Genomic DNA, 357 nt, shown 5'->3' on the forward strand with positions numbered 1-357 from the left:
ACGAATTGTACAATTGCCATTGGAGCTGCATCTCCACGACGGATACGTGTTTTTACTACACGAGTGTATCCACCATTACGATCTGCATATGCTGGTCCAATTTCATTGAATAATTTTTGAAGAGCTGTTGTTCCCTCTTCATCAACTTCTACATTGCGAACATAAGCTGCTGCTTGTCTACGTGCATGTAAATCTCCACGTTTTGCTAATGTTACTAATGAGTCCATTACAGCGCTTAATTCTTTTGCTTTCATTTCTGTTGTTTCGATTTGTCCGTTTTCAATCAAAGATGTTGCCATGTTACGCAACAATGCTTTACGATGATCGGCTTTACGTCCCAATTTACGATTCCACATG

Annotated in this window: 1 protein-coding gene; it reads right to left on the minus strand. The window is 39.8% G+C overall.

From position 1 onward, the window contains the following. On the minus strand, window positions 1-356 hold a 356-nt coding region (gene rplQ, locus KTQ83_RS12095), incomplete at its 3' end, for a 50S ribosomal protein L17 (RefSeq protein WP_118116685.1). Window position 357 lies beyond the last annotated feature (1 nt).

The sequence above is a fragment of the Holdemanella porci genome, assembly GCF_019052655.1.
Taxonomy (GTDB): domain Bacteria; phylum Bacillota_I; class Bacilli_A; order Erysipelotrichales; family Erysipelotrichaceae; genus Holdemanella; species Holdemanella hominis.